Genomic DNA, 7,402 nt, shown 5'->3' with positions numbered 1-7,402 from the left:
GTGCTGGTGCTGGTGCTGGTGCTGGTGCTGGTGCTGGTGCTGGTGCTGGTGCTGGCGGCGGTGTCGGTGAGACTGCACCGCAAGCTGTAAGATATCTGGCAATCACAAAACCATTAACAGGAGCGCTAACCTGTATCCAACCTTCGCTACCGTTACCTGCAAGCGTCACCCGCTGGCTAGGTTCTAAGGTGTAAAGCACTTGACTTTCAGGGGCAACCGAACGCTGCGATAAAATATCAAGTGTCCGATTGGTGGCGCGGCATTGTCCGACCAGTCCCTGTGCCAGTTGCAACTCGCCTGGAAAGGCGTTTGATTCAGATTGTTGAACGTTATTGGTTGCCGGACTAGTGACATTGGTAGCCGTCGCTTTGATACTTCCCAATGTGCTGAGGAAGACTGCCAACAGAGCAATCGACTTGCTCCAATAATTGATCCTTTTCATGAGCTAAACTCCTCACTCCTGAAGACGCTTATACTAAAGACTTCCAAAATAAACAGCATCCTCGCGATAGAGGAAGGTTTTTCCAGATTGTCTGACGACTAGCGAGAGATATCTGTTTACCTGCCTCTACAAAGAGCGATCGCGAAGATATTAGACCTTTTGCACAAATCCTCTAGACCCCTCCCCAACCCTCCCCTTGGCAAGGAGAGAGATAGTTTCCCCCTTTACCAAAGGAGGATTAAGGGGGTAATTCCAATTCATGCAAGAAGTCTATTTAATTATTTTGAAGCCTGTTAGTCACATAGCACATAAAAAAAATCCGCGCAAATACAGGCACAAATGGAGATAGTGCCAAGTTATCTGCGCGTTAGTTAAAGTTAAGCCTTAGAAACTGACTCGAACGTCAGCCAAGCGACGATTCCGTGCCACAGTCAAAATCGCCGACGAGGGACGACGATCTAAAAATGCTTGCAAATCTCCAACTCCTCTAAGAGGACGCCCATTAATAGCGATCAACCTGTCTCCGCGTCTGAGTCCCAACCTCGCGGCTAATGAACCCGGTTGTACTCCCACAATTACAAGCGACCCTGTATCGAGGGTTACTCCTAACTGCGGCGTCCCAGGAGCAGGGCGCGTTGCCGTTGTACTAGGGCTAGGGCTGGTACGAGCGCGGTTTTGCTCGATAAAACTACTGGCAACTCGCGCACTGGTGGCAAAGCCAATTCCTGTATTGCCTGCTCTACCAGGGCTGAGTATCGCTTTATTGACACCAATTAATTCGCCTCGGCTGTTCAGTAATGGCCCTCCTGAGTTGCCAGGATTGAGAGCGGCGTCTGTTTGCAAGTCGCCATTACGACCAATGCGGCTGAGAATCCCTGTCGTGAATGTCCCCGATAATCCAAAAGGGCTACCAATCGCAAAGACTCGCTGACCAACTTGAATATCATTAGGATTTGCTAAACGCACGCTAGGAAAACGGTCAGTTGTATTGAGTCTTATCAGTGCTAGGTCATTTTGTCGATCCACGGCAATGACTTGTCCAGGGTAACGTTTCCCGGCTGTTGTGCTGACAATAACTTGACCGCCTCTGGCTCCTCGGATGACATGCTCGTTGGTTAAAACCAGCCCTTCTGGACTAACCAAACTCCCCGAACCCGAACCTCTGCCAGCATCGATATTGACTACCGCCGGACTCGCAACGCGATAGACCTCAATACTGGTCTGTTCTTCAGTCCGAGCTTGAGCCAGGATAGTAGGTACAGGGACACTGCTAACTTGAGGCACATTCAGCAAGCACAGGGAAAAAGCACACAACAACAAGCGCTCTATTTTCATGGTCTGGTAAGCCAGGTTGTCAGACTGATTAGGGAAGACTTCATGGAAGGCTTGACGCAACTTAGATAAGTTGTGTTTCTTGGTTTGTAGGCATTTTATCGAGATGTGGCTTTTGTGCTGCTGGTATAAAGACGGAGCCTGCTCTTCCCCAGTGGTTGAGCCAATGGCGGTACTCTTCGAGCAGTTCTCCAAGAAATGCGATCGCGACTATAGCAACAAAGAATAACGCTTGAATGAGTAGAATGTGAGTGTCAGATCCCCCAGGGGGGTATTTATGCCTCATTCTCATAGCCACACCCAAACCCAAGCAGTTCTCAACCGCCTAGCCAAAATTAAGGGTCATGTTGAAGCGATACAGAAAATGGTTCAGGCAGAAAGATCTTGCCCTGAGGTGATTGTACAAATCGTGGCAGTACGGTCAGCTCTCAATAAAGTTGCCAAGATTCTTTTGAAGGATCATGCTGAACATTGTTTGGTAGATGCAGCAGAGCAGGGTGACTTTGAATCTGAATTGGAGAGTTTCCGCAAAGCACTGGATTTGATAATTTAGGGCGAAAATCGCCCTAAAAGTTACCTTTTCAGTGACAAATAACGCCCGCCGCTCTGTTGCTTTGGGCTATAAGGACAAATCCTACCAACTCAGGCTGATTGCTTTAGCCCGTGTGGGTGGACTTTGAATGCCATAGCCCAAAGCATTAGACCTTTTGCACAAATCCTCTAGACCCCTCCCCAACCCTCCCCTTGGCAAGGGGAGGGAGATAGTTTCCTTACCAAGGGGGGATTAAGGGGGGTAATTCCAATTCATGCAAGAAGTCTATTATCTTTTGGGCTGAAGTTGATGCTTCTGAAAATTGCTGTATCTACCAAGCCAGCTGATCAGGTAGCAAAAGGTTGCAATTCAAACTCATAACGATTATGATTTAGAGGTAATAACAAGGATTCTAAGACGGAGGCAACAACCGACTATGGTTGAAGTCAGGGAAATTCCGCTAAATCAAATCCGCCGTCCTTTACCGCGAGCAAACGACCCAAAAAAGGTAGCCGCTCTCATGGAGTCGATTCAAGAAGAAGGTTTGCGAGAGCCTATCGATGTTCTTGAGGTAGAGGGACAGTACTACGGCTTTTCTGGTTGTCACCGCTACGAAGCGCACCAACGTCTTGGCAAAGAAACCATCAGTTGCCGAGTTCGCAAAGCCCCGCGCTCAGTTCTGCAACGCCATTTGGCGTAGAAGTTGAGGATACAGTGTTTGTGCCAACCTGTATCGTCCTGAGGGCAGATTCAAGCCGTCCTAAAATTAAGCTACAACCAGCAAAGAGCTTTAACTCGACACATATCACTGATTTTCAACTAAATTAGGAGCATTTTATGCAAACTCAAGACAGCCCCAAGAAAATGAGCGTTGACATTGGTATCGAAGAAGGCGCTCGCCAAGAAATTGCTGAAGGACTTTCTCGCGTTCTTGCCGATACCTACACGTTGTATCTGAAAACCCACTACTTCCACTGGAATGTTACGGGACCTATGTTCACCTCTCTACATCAAATGTTTGAGGAACAATACACTGAGTTAGCGATCGCTGTCGATGAAATTGCTGAACGAATCAGAGCCTTAGGCGTTTATGCTCCTGGTTCTTACAGTCAGTTCGCTAGCATCGGCTCCATTCCAGAAACCAGCGAAGTTCCTGGGGCTGAAGATATGGTGCGCTTGCTAGTTGAAGCCAACGAAGCCGTTGCTAAGACCCTACGTTCTGTATATCCTGCGGCTGAACGGGGAGAAGACGAAGCCACCGCTGACTTGCTAACGGATCGCCTGCGCGTTCATGAAAAGACGGCTTGGATGCTGCGTAGTATTGTAAATCCCCAGTAAGATCTGAGTTTCGGTGTTGCCAGAAGGATTGTTTATTTAACCAGCAACCTTCACGGCATCATTCAACAACTCCACTCGTGCAGCGTTCAGTACAATGACTGTTTCTTTCCATCCCGATTACACCCACCAGTTGCAGCACTTGATGCAGCAGGTGGGTGTTTCCAGTTTTAAAGCATTAAGTCAACGCTCAGGAGTGTCTGAGCGGCAGTTGCGGCGGCTGCGGCGAGGAGAAGTGGCGCAGCTTCGTACGGAGACGTTGCTACAGCTTTCAGAGGCGTTACAGGTGCCGCTAACCCAGTTGTTGGCAAGTTTTTCCCCGGAGGCTTCTCCCAGTATTGCGGTTGAGAAAGAAACGTCAGCATCCCTAGCCCAGTTGCGGCAAGAATATAGCCGTTTGCAAGCACAGCTAGAGGAGCAACGGGAGGCGTTACAGCAGGAGTTTCAGCGCTCTAGCCTGCAAGTGCTGGAATCGTGGCTGATGCAATGGCCGACAGTGGCGGCGGCGGTGAAAAAAAAACCTGAGTTAGAAGCGAAGATACTGTTGCCTCTAGTGGAACCTGTGGAACGACTGGTGCAAAGTTGGGGAGTAGAGGCGATCGCTTCTGTCGGCGCAGAAATTCCCTACGATCCTCAGTGGCATCAGCTTATGGAAGGTACTGCCCAACTGGGAGAACGGGTGCGAGTCCGTTATACAGGTTATAGACAAGGAGAAAAGTTGTTATTTCGTGCCAAAGTTAGCCCCGTTGACGATATCAAAAACACCTAAATTTGTCAGCTTTTTTCTTTATTCCCAAAGCTTTGTACTATCTCTCTCATTGGACTGATGGCGCTTCTGTATAGATTTGTTGCACTGAAACTATAGACTGCAAAATACTGGAGAAACGATTTATGCGTCCGTTAAATATTGGTTTATCAGAAGAGCAACGCAATGGCGTGATTGAGTTACTGAATCACGACTTGTCTGACAACTATCTGCTGCTAATCAAAACGAAAAAGTATCATTGGGATGTTGTAGGGCCTCAGTTCCGTTCGCTGCATGAACTGTGGGAGGAACACTACCAAGTATTGACAGAAAACATTGATGCGATGGCTGAAAGAATCCGCGCTTTAGGTGGCTACCCTGTTGGTACTGCCGCAGGATTCTTGAAGCATTCCTCGATCTCAGAGCATGATGGCGATTTGCCAACTGCTGAACAGATGGTAGAAAACCTGGTTACCGATCATGAGCAAGTTATCCGGAATTTGCGCGATCACGTTGACCAGTCTGGTGAGAAATATAACGACCAAGGTACAGCAGACTTCCTCACCGGGCTGATGGAGCAGCATGAGGAAATGGCTTGGATGATGCGTTCCTTCATCGAAGGTACCTCAATTGAGCCTGATGGAAAGCGTTCTGGAAGCCAGCAGGTTCCTACAGCCGTTAATAACTAATCAATTTAATTGATGGCAATAGTAGGGGCACGGTATGCGCTGTGCCCCTATTCATTATGTCCGTTTTGACACTCCCCGTGCTAAAGCAGCAGGGATTCTTGGTTCAACCAGTCGGCTTGCTCGTTGATGTCACTACCAAAGAGTAGAGGTCGGTCTGTCCCCAAGCGTTGATTCCGGCGTGCCCCGCCGTATTTAACTCAACTCCTGCTCGCCGCAAAGCTTTCGCCAATATGTTCAGTGCAGCATTGTGGTCGCGATCTAACACCGTTCCACAGGAGCAAGTATGAGTTCTCTGTGATAATGACTTCTTGACTCGTGTTCCACAGCCAGAACAATCCTGTGATGTGTACTGGGGAGCAACAGCGATAACTGTCTTCCCGTACACCCTACCCAGATATTGCAGCCAATCAGTGAACGACGACCAAGCTGCATCACTGATACTTTTGGCAAGCTTGTGGTTTTTCACCAGATTCTTCACCTGCAAGTCTTCATAGGCAATGAAATCGCTAGATTTCACGACGCACAACGCCGTCTTAATGGCGAAGTCTTTACGCTGCCTACTGACTTTGAGGTGTTTTCTTCCTAACTTATTCATCGCCTTTTTGCGATTAGCCGAACCCAACTTCATTTTGGAGACTCGGCGCTGCGCCCTCTTAAGCGCTTTCTCGCTTTTACGCAGATAGCGAGGGTTAGCGATAGTTGCTCCAGTGCTGTCGGTGTAGAAATAGTTCAAGCCGACATCAAGACCAATAGCCTTGCCTGTTGGGGCGACCTCTTCTGTTCGCTCTACATTAATACAGAACTGGGTATAGTAGCCGTCAGCTCTACGAATCACCCGTACTCGCTTAATCTCGGTTTGAGCATAGAAGTGCAAGTCTCGGCTACCAATCAACTTAAACGTTCCAGCGGCAAAACCATCGGTGAAAGTCAGGCTTCTTTTGTCAGAAGAGAGCCGCCAACCTGATGTTTTGTATTCTACGGAACGAGCGGATTTCTTAAATTGCGGATAGCCTTTCTTTCCCGGTTTGTTAGCTTTGCAATTAGCGAAGAAACGTTGGATAGCAAAAATAGTACGTTCAGCCGAAGCCTGACGTGCCATTGAGTTAAGTTTTCCTGCCCATTCAAACTCTTTAGCCAATACGGCACATTGCTTGTAGAGGTCGGACAACTTAACGTTTTGATTATCCATCCAGTACCGTAGAGCTTTGTTTCTGATAAACTGAGCTGTTCGGATCATGTCGTCGATGACCCGATACTGATGCGGCTTACCTTTTAACTTGAACTCTAGGACTATCATGAGAAAATTATATGACGTTTATAGCTAAGAGTGGCTATAAATAAACAAAGCCGTCCGAGAAGGACGGGGCTTTAAACCCATGTTTTCGGTAAGCCTTCACAGAGAGGTAGGTTTTCCTCAAGCTGCAAGCTGCTCAAAAGGGTTGTAGCCAGCGGATAATTTCTCGCTTGAGCTGGTTTAAATCACGATATACTTCTTGCTTCATCCACTGTCCGATCGCATCCCAGGGGGTAAACTCATTTCCTGCTTGCCAGCTCACATCCTGTCCCAGGGGGGTGAGGTGGTTGCCGTTGAGGATTTGCAACGTCACCATATCGGGAAAGCGTGTTTGCAAGACATCGCTGAGGCTTAGGGTTTGGTCGATGTCGTCCTTGATAAACTTCACTAAGAGATTGCGTCGGATCAGGTAACGTTTGGCAGCTAGCTCTTCTGTCTGCGCGGGCGACGGCGTGAACTCGATATTAGTTAGGTTGAGCTGCTCGACAAAGGGAATGGCGCGGCGAGCTGGGTAGTTGTTGTAGGAAATGAGGATATTTCCGGCACGTTCAACGGAAAATAAGCTGCCGATCAGGAGATGGATTTTGCAACCTAGGCTGTGTCCGATGCCGTAGATGGGAAGGTATTGCTTACCTAAGGTTCCTCTGGCTTGTAAACGCTCTAGGGTTGTCTCGAAGCGGTTTAGTACGTCGCGCGCGATCGCTGCATGATCGAAGGTATTTACAAACGGCGTTGCGATCGTTGCATAGCCTTGACTCGCTAGCTGTTCTAGCAACCAACGGTAAGTTACATGAGGGGCTGTAGCAACGAAAGCCCCGCCCAGGAAATGTACAATCCCTGTGGGACGTTGGGGTATCAAAACCCAGTTACCAGAAATCTCTTGCCAGTCCATGCCTTCCCTGTGTCTTTACACTCCTTCATTTTAGGCGGGAGTTCTAAGATCTGAGTCCTGAGTCGGTGAGTCCTGAGTCGGGAATAAAGTATGAAGTATGAAGGGTGAAGTATGAAGGGTGAAGTATGAAGGGTGAAGTAT

At 48.3% G+C, this 7,402-nt stretch carries 8 protein-coding genes and 1 pseudogene; 5 read left to right on the top strand and 4 right to left on the bottom strand.

Annotated features, from left to right (window positions below; genetic code table 11):
- Together AC5JR3_RS03745 and AC5JR3_RS03740 are read right to left on the bottom strand one after the other, a co-directional pair.
- Positions 1–442 (bottom strand): annotated as a pseudogene (locus tag AC5JR3_RS03745) (hypothetical protein); the annotation flags it as partial.
- Positions 443–826: 384 nt separating this feature from the next.
- On the bottom strand, positions 827–1,969 hold the full coding sequence (locus AC5JR3_RS03740) for a S1C family serine protease (RefSeq protein ID WP_495843177.1): 1,143 nt from the start codon (positions 1,967–1,969) through the stop codon (positions 827–829).
- Positions 1,970–2,051: 82 nt separating this feature from the next.
- Between AC5JR3_RS03740 and AC5JR3_RS03735 the strand changes: the two genes are divergently transcribed.
- The 5 genes from AC5JR3_RS03735 (at position 2,052) to AC5JR3_RS03715 (ending at position 5,075) form a co-directional block, all read left to right on the top strand.
- Positions 2,052–2,327, top strand: coding sequence for a metal-sensitive transcriptional regulator (locus tag AC5JR3_RS03735; protein ID WP_495843175.1), 276 nt, complete (start codon positions 2,052–2,054; stop codon positions 2,325–2,327).
- 415 nt (positions 2,328–2,742) lie between these two features.
- Positions 2,743–3,006, top strand: a complete 264-nt coding sequence (locus AC5JR3_RS03730; RefSeq protein ID WP_495843174.1) for a ParB N-terminal domain-containing protein — start codon at positions 2,743–2,745, stop codon at positions 3,004–3,006.
- 137 nt (positions 3,007–3,143) lie between these two features.
- Positions 3,144–3,644: a Dps family protein gene (locus AC5JR3_RS03725; RefSeq protein WP_495843172.1), complete on the top strand. Its 501-nt coding sequence runs from the start codon at positions 3,144–3,146 to the stop codon at positions 3,642–3,644.
- 94 nt (positions 3,645–3,738) lie between these two features.
- Complete coding sequence (locus tag AC5JR3_RS03720) at positions 3,739–4,410, top strand: helix-turn-helix domain-containing protein (RefSeq protein ID WP_495843170.1); 672 nt, start codon at positions 3,739–3,741, stop codon at positions 4,408–4,410.
- 122 nt (positions 4,411–4,532) lie between these two features.
- Complete coding sequence (locus AC5JR3_RS03715) at positions 4,533–5,075, top strand: Dps family protein (protein ID WP_495843168.1); 543 nt, start codon at positions 4,533–4,535, stop codon at positions 5,073–5,075.
- A gap of 103 nt (positions 5,076–5,178) precedes the next feature.
- Here the strand turns inward: AC5JR3_RS03715 and AC5JR3_RS03710 are convergent, their stop codons facing one another.
- Positions 5,179–6,372 (bottom strand): RNA-guided endonuclease InsQ/TnpB family protein, encoded by a 1,194-nt coding sequence (locus AC5JR3_RS03710; protein ID WP_495843165.1) that lies wholly within the window; start codon positions 6,370–6,372, stop codon positions 5,179–5,181.
- A 133-nt stretch (positions 6,373–6,505) separates the two neighbouring features.
- Positions 6,506–7,261, bottom strand: a complete 756-nt coding sequence (locus AC5JR3_RS03705; protein ID WP_495843163.1) for a DUF1350 family protein — start codon at positions 7,259–7,261, stop codon at positions 6,506–6,508.
- Positions 7,262–7,402 lie beyond the last annotated feature (141 nt).

This window comes from Kastovskya adunca (genome assembly GCF_059505785.1).
The sequence above is the reverse complement of the archived record's forward strand: the minus strand, read 5'-3'. Positions and strand labels throughout refer to the sequence as shown.